Annotated in this window: 9 protein-coding genes and 1 riboswitch; of the genes, 5 read left to right on the top strand and 4 right to left on the bottom strand. The window is 61.1% G+C overall.

Annotated elements, in window-relative coordinates:
* Positions 1 to 6,402 (top strand): DEAD/DEAH box helicase, encoded by a 6,402-nt coding sequence (locus FVF75_RS02740; RefSeq protein ID WP_148376206.1) that lies wholly within the window; start codon positions 1 to 3, stop codon positions 6,400 to 6,402.
* Positions 6,399 to 8,582, top strand: a complete 2,184-nt coding sequence (locus tag FVF75_RS02735; protein ID WP_148376205.1) for a UvrD-helicase domain-containing protein — start codon at positions 6,399 to 6,401, stop codon at positions 8,580 to 8,582. The genes FVF75_RS02740 and FVF75_RS02735 overlap by 4 nt, the downstream gene beginning before the upstream one ends.
* A gap of 58 nt (positions 8,583 to 8,640) precedes the next feature.
* Here FVF75_RS02735 and FVF75_RS02730 read toward each other — a convergent pair.
* Positions 8,641 to 9,743, bottom strand: a protein-coding gene (locus FVF75_RS02730) for an IS3 family transposase (protein WP_425463220.1) whose coding sequence is annotated in 2 segments (ribosomal slippage) — positions 8,641 to 9,488 and positions 9,488 to 9,743 — 1,104 coding nt in all. Because the reading frame shifts where the segments join, the coding sequence is not laid out codon by codon here.
* Positions 9,744 to 10,317: 574 nt separating this feature from the next.
* Positions 10,318 to 10,424, top strand: a riboswitch (SAM-I-IV-variant riboswitch).
* A gap of 319 nt (positions 10,425 to 10,743) precedes the next feature.
* Here FVF75_RS02730 and metK point away from each other — a divergent pair.
* The 3 genes from metK to FVF75_RS02710 all read left to right on the top strand — a co-directional run bounded on the left by metK (position 10,744) and on the right by FVF75_RS02710 (position 13,990).
* Positions 10,744 to 11,898, top strand: coding sequence for a methionine adenosyltransferase (gene metK / locus FVF75_RS02720; protein ID WP_148376202.1), 1,155 nt, complete (start codon positions 10,744 to 10,746; stop codon positions 11,896 to 11,898).
* A 70-nt stretch (positions 11,899 to 11,968) separates the two neighbouring features.
* Positions 11,969 to 12,643 (top strand): hypothetical protein, encoded by a 675-nt coding sequence (locus FVF75_RS02715; protein ID WP_148376201.1) that lies wholly within the window; start codon positions 11,969 to 11,971, stop codon positions 12,641 to 12,643.
* A 345-nt stretch (positions 12,644 to 12,988) separates the two neighbouring features.
* Complete coding sequence (locus FVF75_RS02710; protein WP_187392950.1) at positions 12,989 to 13,990, top strand: ATP-dependent Clp protease proteolytic subunit; 1,002 nt, start codon at positions 12,989 to 12,991, stop codon at positions 13,988 to 13,990.
* 461 nt (positions 13,991 to 14,451) lie between these two features.
* Here the strand turns inward: FVF75_RS02710 and tnpC are convergent, their stop codons facing one another.
* Genes tnpC through FVF75_RS02695 form a run of 3 tightly spaced genes read right to left on the bottom strand, consistent with a single transcriptional unit; the run spans position 14,452 to position 16,676 of the window.
* Complete coding sequence (gene tnpC / locus FVF75_RS02705) at positions 14,452 to 15,969, bottom strand: IS66 family transposase (RefSeq protein ID WP_148376200.1); 1,518 nt, start codon at positions 15,967 to 15,969, stop codon at positions 14,452 to 14,454.
* Positions 15,970 to 16,023: 54 nt separating this feature from the next.
* A complete protein-coding gene (gene tnpB / locus FVF75_RS02700) occupies positions 16,024 to 16,377 on the bottom strand; it encodes an IS66 family insertion sequence element accessory protein TnpB (protein WP_148376199.1) in 354 nt (117 codons plus the stop codon).
* The gene (locus FVF75_RS02695; RefSeq protein ID WP_246137975.1) at positions 16,374 to 16,676 is read right to left on the bottom strand and encodes a transposase; all 303 of its coding nucleotides are present in this window, start codon (positions 16,674 to 16,676) and stop codon (positions 16,374 to 16,376) included. The genes tnpB and FVF75_RS02695 overlap by 4 nt, the downstream gene beginning before the upstream one ends.
* Positions 16,677 to 16,903: the final 227 nt, after the last annotated feature.

Genomic DNA, 16,903 nt, shown 5'->3' with positions numbered 1-16,903 from the left:
ATGAACCCGATCCTCCTTGCCCGTCATGTGCAGGACAGCCTGCGCGAACTGGTCCACACGACGCTGAACAGCACCAGCCCGGCCTTTGAGGGGATGGTGGACCGGTTCATCGCCGAGCCTGGAAACTTCCTGAAGGGGCCGTGGATATCGGTCGACATGCCGTTCCGGCAGATCGACGGGGCGGCGGACGGGACATGGGCACAGCCCTTCCCGGAGGTGCCGCTACGGTTCGCGCCCTATCAGCACCAGACGGACGCCTTCGCCCGGCTGAGCGGGGCGGCGATGCGCTCGACGCTCGTCGCGACCGGGACCGGCTCGGGAAAGACGGAATCCTACCTCTGGCCGATCCTGGACCACTGTCGGCGGAACAAGGGCAAGCCCGGAATCAAGGCGATCCTGATCTATCCGATGAACGCGCTGGCGACCGACCAGGCGCGCCGGCTCGCGGCGGCCATCACGGATATTGGGTCGCTGGACGGGGTGCGCGCAGGGATCTACGCGGATGCTGAGCCGCAGAACCCGGCCTATGAGGTGACGGCAGACAGCGTCATCACCCATCGCGAGACGATGCGGAAGAACCCGCCGGACATCCTGCTGACGAACTACAAGATGCTCGACTACCTGCTGCTGCGCGGCCGGGACAAGCCGCTGTGGGAGCAGAATGACCCTGAGACGCTCCGGTTCCTCGTGGTCGACGAGATGCACACGTTTGACGGTGCGCAGGGGGCTGACCTGGCTCTTCTGCTGCGACGTCTGAAATACCGGCTCAAGACCCCGAAAGAGCACCTGATCTGTGTTGGTTCCTCCGCGACGCTCGGGTCCGGAAACGATGCGAAAACCGAACTCAGACGCTATGCGGAAACGATCTTCGGAGAGACCTTCGATGAGGGGGCGGTGGTCACAGAGACCCGAAAGACCCCGAACGAGGTGTTCGACGATCCGGAATATTTCGAACTGCCTGATCCGACCGATATTCACGTGGCCCTGCGCGAGGCAGAGGAGCTGGATCAGGCAGGCGCGGCGCGGCGGCTCGCCACCTGTATCTTCCCGGATCGAACAGACCCTGACCTTACCTTCATCGAGGAAGAGGACCCATCAGATCCGGCATGGCGGATCTCGCTTGGCGAGCAGCTGAAGGATCACGTCTTGTGCCAGCGGACCCTCAAGATCATCGCTGAGCACAAAGGTCCGGCCTCGCTCGAAGCGATTGCCGCGGGACTGGCGCAGGTCAAGATCATTCGGGATTGGGCTGAGGCGGACCATCGCGCGCTCGCCGAATTGGTGGTGGCGCTGGTGGCCTGGGCCCGGTCCGGCTCCGCTGAAAGCCTGCGTCCGCTGTTCAACGTCCGGCTCCAGCTCTGGATCCGTGAAATGTCCCGGATGGTCACGAACCTGCCCAGGTTGGAGGCGGGTGGGGTCCGCTCGGAGATGGACCTGTTCCACGCTCTCGACCTCGACCGTCAGTCGCTGCGTGAAAAGCTTCCGGTTGTGAACTGTAACCGGTGTGGTGCGACCGCCCATGTGGGTCGCCTGAACTCCAGCTCAACCACCTGCTGGGCACCACTCGAGCAGCTGTATGAGGAGTTCTTCGACGAGAACGGCGGTGAGCGCATTCGGCTCTTTTACCATGAGTCGATTGACCGGATGGTTCCAGCGACCGGCGGCGGTGGAAAGATCGTGAAGGGGGTGCTCGACTCGGATTCGATCGCCTTCACTCCATGCGATCACGACAACCTGGAAACCGGTCCGGCTACCCCGGTCTGGATGTATGATCCGTCCGACACGAATGGTCGGATCGACCGGTCGTGCCCCGCGTGTGGTCAGGCGCGTGGCCTGCTCCTCTTCGGGATGCGGGCGGCCAGACTTACGACCGGAATAACCGGCACGCTTTACACCTCCGCCCAGAACGAGGAGTTCCCGGACGCAAAACCGCGTTTCCTTGTGTTTTCAGATTCTGTTCAGGACGCTGCGCATCGGGCCGCGGTAGCGGAGACCCGCAATGCCCTCTCGGTCTACCAGAAATCCCTCTATACGGTTCTTCGAGAGACGAAAACGGGCGGGATGACCTTCAAAGAGGTGATTGAAACCCTTCCAAGCGACCTGCTCGACACGCTGGGTGGGGACGCGTTCACCGCACTGTTTATCCCGAAGGAACAGACCTGGCGGCGCCTCTACCAAGACCTGATCCGGAACGAGATTACGATCACGGACCCTATTTTCTTGGACCATATGAAGCAGCGGCTCGGCTGGGAATATTTCGTCGACCTGAGCTACCGGGCCCATTTCAGCCATACGCTTGAGGTCAATGGGGTCGCCGTCGCGGACATTTCCGCAGATCTCTTGCGCTCTTCAGCCGAGCGGCTTGCGAGCGAACTTCGCAACGAGCTTCCGGGTGCACCCGATTTGGACCCGGACCTGCTTGCGGGCTTCTTGTCCGGGGTGGTCCAGCGGATGCGGCGACAAGGGTCTGTCGCTCACCCGTATCTTGTCAGCGCAATCGCCACCGCAAGTGGTCGCTACGGGCTGAACTGGTTCGCGGCGCAACAGCAGGTCGGGGTGAGACGAACCGGGGCGCTCCCGGCGCCGGACAGTCGTCGCGGGCTCGCTCCGATCCCTGTCACTCTGCACAACCCGCCGATCGGGTTCGAGCGTATCACCAAGGCGCATGTGTCGAGCTGGTACCGGGACTGGCTCTTCCGAACTTTGGGTCAGGCGGATATCCGGTACGGGACCGACCCGGACACGATATATCCGATCGTTATGCGGCGGCTTGAGGCCGACGGGCTAGTGCGGCGAGTCGACGGGCCAGACGGAAGTCGGCACGCGTGGCTCATCGAGCCGGAGCTGGTCACCGTGACCACTGACACGATTGGGCTTGTCTGCAGCCGATGTAGTCGACGTGAGACTGCACCCATGGAAAATTCGGGGATCGCGATTGGGTCCTCATGCACCCGGATCGGGTGTGACGGGCATCTGAAGGAGGTCATGCCTCCATCCCGTCCAGCGCTGCGGCGGTCTCTCCTTTCGGATCGAAATCACCGGGTCGTCGCACGAGAGCATACCGGCATCCTGGAGACGAACGAGCGGCTGAGTATCGAGAGCGGATTCATCAAGGGGGAGACGAAATGGGCGCCGAACCTGATCTCGGCCACCCCGACGCTGGAAATGGGGATCGATATCGGGGACCTGTCGACCCTGCTTCTGGGTTCTGTCCCGCCTGAAGAGGCGAATTACGTCCAGAGGATGGGCCGCAGTGGCCGGCGCGACGGCAACGCGCTGAACATGGTGCTCGCGAATTCCAAGGCTCACGATCTGCAGTTCTGGGAGGACCCGACCCCCATGCTCGCAGGTCAGGTGCGCCCGCCGGGCGTGTTCTTGGCCGCGGAGGAGGTGCTTCTCCGCCAGGTTACCGCCTTTACACTGGACGCCTATGTCTCCAGCTCGACCGAGGCGGGGGACTACGGCAAGGTGAGGGATGTCCTGAAACGCCGGGCGGCTGGCGCGCTGACTGGGTTTCCGATCGAATGGCTGGAGCTGATCAAGGACCGGGGCGAAGAGCTTGCGACCGAATTCCTGTCCGGTCTTCCGCAGGAGGTGCAGGCAAGAACAGACCTTGCGAAACGGGTCCTCAGCTACCTGACGTCGACGGATTCCAAATCCATCGGGTGGCGGATCGGAGCCGCGTTTGACGCGGCCGCAGAGGAGCGGGCACGCTTGGTGGAAAAGCGAGAGGAGGCGACGCGGGAACTCAAGCGCCTCCGCGCTCGCCGAATTGAGCTGACAGAAGAGGAATTCGAGCGCCGCGAGGGGGAAATCGCCCGGGACCGGGCCGAGGTCAATCGGCTGATCCGGAATGGGATTGATGAGGTGGCCGTGATCAAATTCCTCACGGACAAAGGGGTCCTGCCGAATTACGCCTTCCCTGAAGAGGGGGTGAAGCTGACCTCGATCCTATCTCGTCGGAATGACACGGGTCGCACCAACGCAGCCGGGGACGAGGACGGGCTGATCCATGTCGAGTATTCGCGCCCGGCAAGTTCGGCGCTTTCGGAGTTCGCACCGGGTCAGTTTTTCTATGCCAACGGCCGACAAGTGGAGATTGAGCGGATCGAGCTCGGGAAGGAGGACCTGACGCCTTGGACCTTCTGTCCCGCCTGTTCGCATGTCGCCAGCCGGGTCGAAGGAGCGGATACGAGCAGCTGTCCAAGCTGCGGAACGGACATGTGGTCGGATACCGGGTCGCATCACGATGTGGTGCAACTGAAATCCGTGGTTTCCGTAGACAACGAGGAGAAGGCCGCGATCCGGGACGGTGATCAACGCGATCAGCGTCAGTTCGACCGTGTGCTGATGCCGTTCCACGGGCCGGAGGATATCGTTTCGTCCTGGTTTACGAGCAGAGAGAGCGGTGCCCCGTTCGGCTTCGAGTTTCTTCCGTCCTGCACCTTCCGGGATTTCAATTTTGGATCCAAGTCCGCTCTGCCCGGACCGAAGATCGCGGGAGAGAACCGGCCGGCGCAGCCGTTCAAGATCTGCCGACACTGTGGGACCTTGCAGAAACCGCCCCGGGGCGAGGATGATCGCGGAACACATCCGCCGACCTGCAAGGTGATGCGTGAGCCGGACCTTGCGCGCGAACGGTGGGAGACCGGTGTCTTCCTGATGCGCAAGTTCGACACGGAGGCGATCCGGATCGTGATCCCCGTGGTCGGAGAGGCGGATGACGATGATCTGAAAAGCTTTGTCGCCGCGATCAACCTTGGGATGCGGCGGCATTTTGCGGGTAAGGTCGACCATCTCCGCTCAACGATCTTCGCCGCTCGGCTCGACGGCATGACAACGGTGCGCAGCCTCTACCTCTATGATTCCGTGCCGGGTGGTTCCGGATATCTTCGTCAGATCGGGCAGCACCCAGACACGATGCGAAAGGTGATCAGCCGCGCGGTTGAGGCGCTCCGCGACTGCCCGTGCAACCAGGAACCGGACCGAAACGGATGTTTCCGCTGCGTGAAGCCGTACCGGTTGCAATTCGGGCCAGGTGAGCCGGACCGTGACCGGGCACGCCAGATGATGGAGACGATCCTCCAGAAGTGGGACAGCCTGAGCCGCACCGAGACTGGCATCGATGAATCGATCCGCGGTGCGCTCGTGGAGAGCGCGCTGGAGCGCCGTCTGCTGCAGGTCCTTGCCCGGGAATATGGAGAGGATGCTCTGACCCCTCAAGTTCTGTCTGGCGGGCGGCGGGGCTTCGTTCTGCGGGCGGGCACGGAGACATCACCGCACCTTTGGACAATAGAGCCTCAGGTTCAGATCGACGCCCGCTTCAAGGGCCTGCCGCGCAAACGGGTAGACTTTCTCTTCACCCCCATCGGCCGGCCCGGCGCCATCCCCGTGGTGCTGGAAATGGACGGGATTGAATATCATGCGGAAACGGTCGCTCAGGACCTCCTCGATCGAATGCTGATGATCCGGTCCGGACTAGTTCAGGTCTGGACCCTCTCCTGGCGTGACTTGGACCCCGTGGACCGGGCCTACCTCAACCCATTGGCGGAGCCAGCCCTCAGCCCTGCGAAAATCGGACCCCTCGGTCGGGTCCTCGCTGCGCCTGCTTTCGCCGCACATGCCGACCGTGTCCGCGGTGTTCAGGCTGAAAGCTCTTTCCAGGCCCTGAGGCGCCTGCTTGACAGTGATATGGAAGGCGACGTCACGACGCGCTCCATCCTGATCCGCGCTTTCGTCGCGATGGGCCGCCCGCTCGACCAACTCCCGCGTGAGGCGTCCCTCACCGATGAGGGTCGCGAGTTCCTGTTGACACCGGGTCTCGCTGAGCATGTCGGGGCCGGGCCGGTAGATCTTTACATGGCCTGTACGAAAATATCCCCGGCTGAGTGGGCTGGATCCGACGAGGATATCCGGCTTCTTTTGCGCGCCGAGTTGCCTTCCCCGGGGGAAGACCCGGCGGCGAAGGCGCTCTACACGGAGGCGTGGCGCGGGCTCTGGCGGCTCGTCAACCTGCTCCAGGGCATTCGTGGCCTCCATGTTGAGCTGAGCGGTCTCGACACGCTTTCGCCCCCAGACATGACCACGGGGGGCGGCCCAACTGACGCAGACAGTGCGGCTTGGACGGAAGCACGGGCCTTGTGTGATGACGTGTTCCACCCGCTGATTGACGCACTGGTCGCGGCGGAACTGCCCGGTCCGGATCATATCGGAGATGATGTTGTCGCTGAGGGCCGGGTTGTCGGCACGATGGAGTTCGGCTGGTCGGAAACTTGGGTGGGCGTGATTGAGCAGGCCTGCGAAGGATCGGACTGGAAGCTTGTCCCGTTCGATCCCGACACGGACCAGATCGGTGAAACGGTGACCAGGATACTTCAGGCAATTCAGGAGACGAAATCATGATGGATGCGATCAACAAACGGGTCTCCTACGACATCGGCTGCATGAAGAGCCTTCGGAAACTCCCGGACCGGGTTTCGCTCAAGTTCATGGACCTGATGACCCGGTACATGTCTGATCCGTCCGCGAACGGGTTGAATCTGGAAACTGTCGAGGGAGCCAAGGACAGTTCGATCAAGTCCCTCCGGGTGGATCAGGGATACCGCGCCATCGCCTTCGAGGTGGGCCGGGACATTATGTTTGTGCACGTCAACGAACACGACAAGGCCTATCGCTGGGCGGTAGGGCGGCGGGTCAAGCTGGACCCAAGCACGAACCGTATACGGGTGATCGAGGAGCTTGACGCAACGAAGGTCGAAGCAGAAGCGCCCGCCCCATCGGAGCCCCGTCTGTTCGCGGAGGTTGCGGACAAGCGCTTGCGCGCACTTGGCGTTCCGGACGAGGAGCTTCCCGCGATCCGGGCCCTAACGACGATCGAGGCTCTGGACGCGGCGGAGGAGGATTTCGATCCGCTCACCTACCAGGTTCTCTACGCGCTGGCGGCCGGATATTCGGATGAAGAGGTTTACGCCCTGACCGGGGTTGCGGAAGAGCCGCAAGTGGCTCCTATGGCGGTCGATGATGATCGTACCTTCGACCAACTTATCGAGACGGAGGAGAGCCGGCAGACCATCTTCATCCCCGAGAGCCAGGAGGAGCTGCGCCGCGTCTTCGAAGAGGGTTTGGAGGGATGGCGGGTGTTCTTGCACCCTGACCAACGCAAGCTGGCCTATCGGGACTATAACGGTCCCGCCATGGTTCGCGGGGGAGCCGGGACCGGGAAGACCGTGGTGGCGATGCACCGGGCCAAGCACCTCGCGGACGCGATCAAGGAAGATCCGGCCCGGGCAGGCCAGCGTGTCCTGCTGACCACCTTCACCACCAGTCTCGCCTATGACATCGAGGCGAACCTACGGACCCTGTGCCCTGATCATCTGGACGCGCGTCCACCGCGGATCGAGGTGATCAACCTCGACCGTTGGGTCTCGCAGTTCCTCAAGCGTAAGAACTTCGCCCGCGAGGTGGCGTTTTTCGGGGAGGCGCGGGACCGGCTGGATCAGATCTGGCAGGAGGTCTTCGATGACCACGAGCTCCCTGATGGACTGTCGGAACCTTTCGTCAAAGCAGAGTGGTCCCAGATTGTGCAGGCGAAGGGGCTCACCGACAAACGGGCCTACCTTAAGGCATCCCGTTCCGGCCGCGGAACCCCGCTGGACCGGCGCAAGCGAGCTACACTGTGGGACCTGTTTGAGGATTACCGTGCTCGAATGATCAGCGAGGGACTTGCGGAACCGGATGATGCTTATCGAGAGGCGACAGAGATCCTTTCCTCAGAGGCGCCCAACCTTCCTTACGCCACTGTGATCGTCGATGAAGCGCAGGATATGGGGGAGCAGGCGTTCCGGCTGATCCGGGCAATTGTTCCGGAAACCCCGGCTGGGGATCAGAATTCTATCTTCATCGTCGGCGACGCGCATCAGCGCATCTACGGACGTCGGGCGAGCATGTCATCCTGCGGGATCGAGGTGCGCGGCCGCTCAAGACGTCTGCGTCTGAACTACCGAACCACGCAAGAAATCCGGGCATGGGCCGTCTCCATCCTTGAAGGGGTGAGCGTGGACGATCTTGACGAGGGGACCGACACGCTGCGTGGTTATGTGAGCCTGCTGCATGGTGCCGCGCCGGAGCTGGTCGCTTGCGCCTCGGAGGCGGACGAGCTTGAGGGGCTGGTGGCCTGGGTCCGGGCGCTCCCGGCAGACCAGATCCAACTCGCAGATATCGGGGTCCTATGCGCGCGACGTAAGGATGTTGAACGGGTGCGGGAAGCGCTTCGAGCCGCTGAGCTTGAAACTGTGGTTCTTCAGTCCGGTGCCGACGACCGATCCGTTCCAGGGGTCCGGATTGCGACGATGCACCGGGCGAAGGGGCTCGAATTCTTCGCTGTCGCGATTCCATTCCTCTCGGATGGGGCCTTCCCGCCGCCCGGAGCTCTGAAATCAGCGGTTGATGCGGCGGACCGAGAAGATATCATCACCCAGTACCGGTCCCTGCTTCACGTCGCTGCGACCCGTGCAAAAAAGGCCCTCCGAGTTTCCTGGTCCGGTGCACCCACAGGTCTGTTTGGCGACAGCCCCCAGAAATGACCAGAAGTGCGCTGCTCCCCAAGTTTGGACCGCCGGAGGTTGGATTTTTCCGGCTCTTTCACGATGACGGGCTGGTCGCGCCACCGGGATAATGCATGGCAATCGGGACGTTGTATCCGATCGCGCTGTGGGGTCTGTCCTCGTTGTAGTGTCTACGCCAATCCTCCAGCTTTTCGCGGGCATCCGCAAGGCTCATGAACCAGTGGGCGTTCAGGCATTCCGCCCTGAGCTTGCTGTTGAATGCCTCGATGAACCCGTTGTCAGTCGGTTTTCCTGGCCGAGAGAAGTCGAGTGTCACCTCGTTGGCATAGGCCCAAAGGTCGAGGTCGCGCGAGATGAACTCGCTGCCGTTGTCGACACGTATCGTCTTCGGGTAGCCGATCTGCCCACAGACCCGCTCGAGCGTCTGCACGACGTCTTCGCCCCGGTAGGAAAACCTGGGATCGGTCGCCGGGCAGAACCGGGAATGGGTATCCACGATGGTCAGGATACGCAGCTTCTTACCCAAGGCGAGCTGGTCGTGGACGAAATCCATCGCCCACATATCGTTGGGTTCGACGGCCTCCTGGCGATCTTCGCGAAGCTTTGCCTTCACCCGGCGCTTTGGATGCTTGTTCCTCAGCTGAAGACCCAATTCGTTGTAAATCCTGCGGGTTTTCTTCATGTTGATGACCCAGCCCTCTCGTCTCAGCAGCACGTGAACACGGCGATAGCCATAGCGCACACGCGTCTCCGCAATCTCCTTAATCCGCCGCTCGACGGCAGCCTGGTCCGTGCGCCGGGACTTATAGTGGTAGGTGGAGGTGTCGAAGCAGATCGCCCCACAGGCTCTCCGGATTGACACGCCCCAATCGACGCACATCCCAGTGACAATCTCGCGCAAACGGCCAGGCTTCAGAGCTTTCGCCGAATAACGTCCTGAAGCATCTCGCGGTCCAGCGTCAGATCCGCCACAATCTTCTTCAGCCGGGTGTTCTCGTCTTCGAGCGCCTTCAGCCGGCGCATCTCGTCCGGCAGCAGGCCCCCATACTTCTTCTTCCAATTGAAGTAGGTCGCCTGGCTAATCCCAGCCTTGCGACAGATCTCTGCGACCGGCGTTCCTTGTTCGCCCTGCTTCAAAATGAACGCCTTTTGCGCCTCTGTGAACTTCGATGCTTTCATGCGATTCCGCTCCTTTCCCAGCCAGGAAAACTTAGAGGAAAACTCCAGCCTCAAACGATCCAGTTTTCAGGGGGCAGAGCAGAAGGTCGAACCCGAAATGGGTTCTGAAAAAAGAGGGAATAAGTCAGCGCGTATTCGGTTTATGGAGACGTTTCTCATGTTGCCCACGGGCGGCGTGAGAGTGGAGTTCCCCAATACCCGAAGCCGTGAAGTACGTCTGGTCCAGGTGCGCTGGCCCGACGGCGTGCGATGCCGTCAAGCACCTCGTCCTCTGCCACGTCGAGAAGCGGCCGACGAAGTTGGACCTCGACATATATCCCTACCTGCCGCGCGCGAACGCATAGTGTGCGATGATATGGCCGTTAAGCCAGGTCTAAGGAGCTACCCCATGCATCAAGATATTGCCGTTGACCTAATGGGATGAACTGCCTTCCCACCAAACCGCGCCTATTGTTGCAGGCATAGGTGGAGAGAGGAGCATCTGATGCCCATCGACAAGGATAGCTGCGTGGCATGGCGTCACCATCTTCAAGAGATGAGCTCTTGACGGCACCGACCGATTGATCGAGGTTGTCCCCAGCATCTTGAGTGGGGCTGACGCCCTCGCCAACCTGCCGTGACCCGGCAAGGTGGTTCCCTGAAAAGGGGATGCGGCCAGTGGTGGCAACCAAAGGGTCGTAGGTACGTCAGTCCTCCTTTGAACAACAGGAGGTACACGTGCCAGAACCCGCTCCCGGACCACCGGCGCCAAGCGCACCTCGTCAGGTCAGTCCTGCAGTGACTGTCGCCGCACACGATGCCCTGCCCCTGCATCGCGGCGAACCGCTGTTGTGTGCGCCGCTGTGCCGGAGGCCCGTCGTTGCGGATGCGCGGCGCCGAGCCTCCCTGCGCGGCAAGTTCTTCGCACCGGCGGATTAGCATCAACCACCCAGCGGTATTTGACCCTCAGATTGTGCACCGCGGCGTTCTGCCAAAAGCACTAAAGAGAGAAGGAACGACCATGACGATCAAGACCGGGCTTTTCAGCTCCGAGGCTGTGTCCGCAGGACATCCAGACAAGATTTGTGATCAGGTCAGCGACGCCATTCTTGATGCCTGCCTCGCACAGGACCCATATGCGAGGGTCGCGGTGGAGACGGCGATCAAGGGCGAGCTGATCTGCCTTCTGGGCGAGATCACGACCATGGCTCAGATCGAGCCCGCCGCAATTGCACGGGAGGTTCTTGGCGATCTCGGGCATGAGGATGGCGCCTGGGGGCTCCAACCGGATCGCGTCCGCGTTGTCGAGGCGCTCACACAGCAGGCCCCGGAGATCGCGTTCGGCGTCGACGGGGATGATCTGGGTGCGGGCGACCAGGGATTGAGCTTTGGCTACGCGACCAGGGAAACCGAGAGCTTGATCCCGCTGCCCTGGGCTCTCGCGCGGGCTCTCATCGCCAAGCTCCAGACCTTGCGTGCGGAGGGCCTGAGCAGCGTTCTGGGGCCGGATGCCAAGGCACAGACGACGGTGCGTTACGCCGATGGGCGACCGGTTGGACTGAGCACTGTTGTCCTGTCCTGCCAGCACGCGCCGACCCTGACCCTCAGCGATTTGCGCGAGTTGCTTCGAGGTGAGGTATTGGCGCCAGTTCTGGGCGATCTCCTGAGTTCGGAGACAGCGATCCATCTCAACCCGGCTGGCAGTTTCCACATGGGCGGACCGGTGGCCGATGCCGGTCTGACTGGCCGCAAGATTATCGTCGATGCCTATGGTGGCATGGCGCGCCATGGCGGTGGGGCGTTCTCGGGCAAGGATGCCACCAAGGTAGATCGCTCCGCGGCCTATGCTGCACGACAAATTGCGCGTGAGGTCGTGGCGCGTGGATGGGCGGACGTCTGCGAGCTGCGCCTGGCCTATGCGATCGGCCAGGCGCGGCCTGTCGCCGTTGACTTCGAGACCTTCGGAACCGAGACCGGTGCAAGTCCGGCTGAGCGCTATGCCTCACTTGGTGTCGATCTCGCAGATGCCTTGCGACCAAGCGCGCTCATCGCGCGCCTCGATCTGCGACGCCCGGTGTTCCGGGATACGGCGGCACGGGGGCATTTTGGGCGCCCGACCTTGGCATGGGAGGCGCCGTTCCTTGCATCCGCAATCGATACGCCGCTCGCAAGCTGACGCGCGCTGGGGGCGCAACAGATGCTGATACCGAGAAAGCTCGAACACCATGTCGAAAGGAAACCGCCAAATGTCCAAGAAAACAGTCCCACAAACCACCGAAAACCAAGCGACGCAGAGCCAATCTTCGGGCGCAGGAGATTTGGGTACAGAGGCCCAGATCAATGCCACAACCAAGACTGATGGTGCGCATCCGGCTGAACTGATGATCTTCGACGTGATGCCAGATTCCGGTGAGATCGTGCTCTCTGACTACGAACCCAATACCGATCGCTACACCGCCTATGATGTATCGCCCGACGAGCTGCAGTTCGGCGAGGGGTTCTACGATCTGCTCGACCGCATTGAGGAATTGCGAAGTGAAATATATTGGCGTGCCGTGGAGCCCGACGGGGACGACGAGCTTGAGGATTACGAAACGGGTATGATCGCTGAACTCATCGACGCCCTGCCCGACCAAAAACGCACGGAGCTGAGCCGACAACTCCAACGTTGGTTTGAATGCGAGCCGGACTTCGAAGAGCGTGATAGCAACGACATTGTGCGCCCGATGGACGGACGACAGTTCGCATTCGAGCTGTTCTGGAACTACGACCCCGAAATCCTCGACGCGTTGCAGATTTCGGTTGTTGAGGGTGAACACCCCGGCAGTTCCTACTACGCTCCCGAAATGGAAGGGCCGGTCGATGAAGCCAATCGCATTGCCGAAGAACGAGGGCTACCCTGGCGTTTCAGGCTGGGATGAAAGCCTCAAGCTGAAAAAATCACAACTATGACAGTTTCCAATCCTTGGCCCAGCCGAACGCTCCGATCAGTTTCGACCTTTCGACATGGTAGTGAGTAACTCTTCTTGCTCTCAAATCGTTGCCAAGTAAATATGCCAAACGCGCGACAGATCCTGATGACATCAGATACAAACCCGATGACCGCTCTAAGCAAGTTGTTGTGCGCACCTACTGAGAAAGAAGTATAGATGGCGCCCATTCCGATACTGGCCCGTAGATGGATACTTTACTTCTTGCCAACTCTTCGTTTGGTTGAAGTAGGACTTGTCAGCCTCGCTTTGTTTTCCCCGACTGCATCATCCTCCATGGAGGTGACCGTTGATATGTGGCGAGGTCACCAAGTTGTTAGGGCGATTGGACCGATCCAAATGCAAGATGCAGACCGACTCGAGGAAGCTCTAGGTCGCATTGACGCTCTGCCTCACGGAGCAAAGGTTATTCTTCTTGACAGCCCAGGCGGCTCGGTTTTGGGCGGTCTGGCCATATCTGAGATGTTCGATCGATCAGAGACTCCTATACACACAGTGGTTCCTGATTTCGCAACATGCGCCTCTGCCTGCGCATCGCTTTTATTGATTTCTGGCGACTATCGAACGGTTGAACCCGGAGGGCGCGTTGGACAGCACTCGTGCGCAAGCAATGGTGTTCAGGATCAAGAATGCAATGAAATGCTCGCCACTCACGCTGTTGAACATGGGGTATCTCACGGATCCGTCGCTGCATTCGTCACATACGTTCCTCCCGAAGACATCCTTTGGTTCTCACAAATCGACTTGGACTGCTACGGTATTCTCCGCTATCCATTTGAACGTGAGAGCGGGTTTGAAAAAAGTGAGCCATGTATTACAAAGATATTGGCGGGGGAGTACCCGCAGGCTCAAAGCGCCTGGCGGGTAGATTTTCTCGACGACGGCTATCGAGCATTTCTACGTCCGGTTTATGATCACTTCAGAGAACTCGAAGTCAGTCTTTTCTGTGACGAAACAAAACCTGGTGAATTGTTCCCATCTATGGACATTCATGGCCCCACCCAAACTATAAAAGAAGCAATCATCGAAGCATTTATTGGGGCAAGACCGGTCTGGCTAACATCTGCGCCATTCTATGTTACGGACCTAAACGGACCGCTCACGCGGGTCACTGTGCCTCTAGGTCAAGACAGCACGCTTCCTTTTCTCACAGAAGCAGACGAGCTGATCTTTGCAATTAATCTCAAGGAACCCTACGAGCCAATCGTCGTTCGGACGCGGCTTATTCAAAGTCGAACAGCTCTGATCTTTGCCGCCAATAACTGCATCACGGGATAAAACAGAATTCGGAACTTGTGGTCAATTTGTGGCTCTGATGATGTGACCGCTCCTGGTCGTCGGCACCAATGTGCCAAGGAAGGTTTACAATGATCCACAAAAGAGGGCGATCAAATCGGAGCTCGTCACAGTCCGGATGAAGGGGCTCATCACGGTGCGAGTCGACATGCCGGTCTCCCTTGCGATCCAATCGAACATGCCGGGTCAAGCCTCGCGACGTGCTTGGCGGCGGTCAGCAGCCACTTCACTCCGCGACCTGGTCGATACTGAAATGAGCGTTCACAGGATCCTCGCCGTGGGCGTAGGTGTCGAGCCTCGGTCCGTGGGGGGATGAATCCCAGCGTTGTCGCATCACCTAGTGTTCGCAACCTGACGCAAGATACCCGATGACGGCTTCGAGCCCATCAGTGACATTCATGCATCCCACAGCGAGGCGAATCCGTTTGTAAGCGGTGCGCCGATCACACGGTCTGGGCGTAATTCCAGGGCATGAGGTCGTCGATGCGGGCTTGTTTGTGGCCGCCCGCGATGGCGGTGAGGGTGCGGGACAGCCAGGCATAGGGGTCGATGGCGTTGAGTTTGCAGGTTTCGACCAGCGAGGCCAGGATCGCCCAATTCTGCGCCCCGGCATCGTGACCTGCGAAGAGGGCGTTCTTCCGGTTGAGGGCTATGGGGCGGATGGTGCGTTCGACAGCGTTGGAGTCGATTTCGATGTGGCCATCGTCGAGGAACAGGGTCAACCCGTCCCAGTACTTGGCGATGTATCTGAGGGCCTCGCCGAGCGGGGATTTGGCCGAGACGCGGGCGCGGTGGGTTGTGAGCCAGCAGGTCTCGAAGTCATCGATGAGCTGCCTTGAACGTGCTTGTCTGGCGGAGCGGCGGGCTTCGGGGCTCTGGCCGCGGATATCCTTCTCGATCCGGTAGAGGGGGGCGATCTGTTTCAGGCCCTCGTCGGCAATCGGCGTGGTGCCGGTCCGGGCGACCTCGTGGAGTTTGCGCCGGGCATGCGCCCAGCAGTAGGCCAGCCGGACATCTTGCGCGGGCCGCCGGAGCAGCCGGTCATAGCCCGCGTAGCCGTCGACCTGCAGGGTGCCGGAGAAGCCTTTCAGGATGTCCTCGGCATATTGACCGGAGCGTCCCGGCGCATAGGTGAAGGCCACGCCGGGCGGGTCGTCCCCACCCCAGGGGCGGTCGTCGCGGGCCAGCGCCCAGAAGTATCCCGTCCTGGTCTTACGCCGCCCCGGGTCGAGTACCGGGGCCCTGGTCTCGTCCATGAACAGTTTGCCCGACCGCTTCAGGTTGGCCAGCAACGCATCGTAGACGGGTTTGAGCTCGAACGCCGCCCGACCCACCCAGGCGGCCAGCGTCGAGCGGTCCAGATCGATGCCTTGCCGAGCGTAAATCTGCGCCTGTCGATACAGGGGAAGGTGGTCGGCGTACTTGCTCACAATCACATGCGCCACCGTGGCCTCGGTCGGCATGCCGCCCGGGATCAAGTGCGCCGGGGCCGGAGCCTGGACAATACCACCCTCGCAGGACCGGCAGGCATACTTCGGACGGCGGGTGACGATCACCCGGAACTGCGCAGGCACGATATCCAGCCGTTCGCTGGTATCCTCGCCGATCACGTGCCGCTCGCAACCGCAGTCGCAAAGCGTGCTCTCGGGTTCGATCACCTCCTCAATGCGCGGCAGCTGTTTGGGCAGCGCCCCCCGGTTGGCCTTGCGGAGCGTCGATGTCTGCGTCGGCGTGACCAGCGGGTTGGCTTCGCCTTCGGCCTCGACCCGGGCAATCGCGGTTTCGATATCCTCCAGCGCCAGCTCGAACTGATCTGGGTCGATCTTCTCGGATTTGCGTCCGAACATGGCCTGCCGGAAGGCCGCGACCAGCGCTTCCAGCCGCGCATTCTGCTCCTGCTGGGCCAGAATGATGGCCTTCAGAGCCTCGATGTCATCAGGAAGATTTGCCGCCGCGTTCATGCGGCTGATCTATCAAGATCACGCGGGGAACACGCGCCAAAACGCCCCTCCGAGTCACTCTGCCGCAGTCGGCGGACGCGCCGCCAGCGCCTTCACTTTCCGCCAGTCGAGACCGGCAAAAAGCGCCTCGAACTGGGCATGGTTCAGCGCCATCAGGCCATCGCGGATCGCGGGCCAGGTGAAGGTCGTCTCCTCCAGACGTTTATAGGTCGTCACCAGACCCGTGCCGTCCCAATAGAGCATCTTCAGCCGATCCACCCGCTTGGCGCGGAACACGAACACCGTCCCGGTGAAGGGCTCCTTGCGCAGCTCATTCATCACCAGCGCCGCCAGCCCGTCATGGCCCTTGCGGAAGTCCACCGGCTTCGTCGCCACGACGATCCGCACCCGGCTCGACGGGAAGATCATGGTGCCTCGCTCAGGGCATGGACAATCCCGGCAATCCGCTCCGCCGGGGTCGCCCCATCCAGCCGGATCACCACCTCGCCGCAGATGATCTCAAGCGTTGCGTCCCCGCCCCCCACCGTACGGTCGGTTAACCCTTCGATAACCATCGGCGCGAACGTAGGCTCCGGCTCTGGCAGCGCCGGCAAAACCAGCTTCCCCTCCCGCGCCCGCCGCCGCCATTCCGACAGATGATTGGGCCGCAGATCATACCGCGCTGCCACGCCCCGAACCGTCGCTCCCTCGACCAGCGTCTCCGCCACGATCCGCGCCTTCAACGCATCCGGCCAACGCCGGTGACCCCGAGGGCCAACGACTACGTCAATATCCGTGAGAAACTCCGTTGAGCGCTCCATGGAGAATATCCCTGCCAAACTACATCACGCAGGGACACGTAGACCAGTCGCTCAAAAGGAAGGTGGGGGCAGGACAACGCTTACATCCGTTTGCAGGTTCAGCAACGTGTTCGGCCCACAGCGGACCGCCATGC

The organism is Maritimibacter fusiformis (assembly GCF_008086115.1).
GTDB lineage: Bacteria > Pseudomonadota > Alphaproteobacteria > Rhodobacterales > Rhodobacteraceae > Muriiphilus > Muriiphilus fusiformis.
The sequence above is the reverse complement of the archived record's forward strand: the minus strand, read 5'-3'. Positions and strand labels throughout refer to the sequence as shown.